The organism is Paenibacillus sp. J23TS9 (assembly GCF_018403225.1).
Classification (GTDB): domain Bacteria; phylum Bacillota; class Bacilli; order Paenibacillales; family Paenibacillaceae; genus Paenibacillus_AQ.
Window position 1 is genome coordinate 1 of record NZ_BOSG01000048.1, and the last position, 244, is coordinate 244.

1 rRNA gene is annotated in these 244 nt (G+C 54.5%); it reads right to left on the reverse strand.

Annotation, left to right across the window (positions count from 1 at the left end):
* Positions 1–244, reverse strand: a 16S ribosomal RNA gene (locus KJS65_RS29645); the annotation flags it as partial.

A 244-nucleotide genomic window follows, 5' to 3' on the forward strand; every position in this document is an offset into this window, starting at 1 on the left:
GGAACGTATTCACCGCGGCATGCTGATCCGCGATTACTAGCAATTCCGACTTCATGCAGGCGGGTTGCAGCCTGCAATCCGAACTGAGACCAGCTTTGATAGGATTGGCTCCACCTCGCGGTTTCGCATCCCGTTGTACTGGCCATTGTAGTACGTGTGTAGCCCAAGTCATAAGGGGCATGATGATTTGACGTCATCCCCGCCTTCCTCCGGTTTGTCACCGGCAGTCATTCTAGAGTGCCCA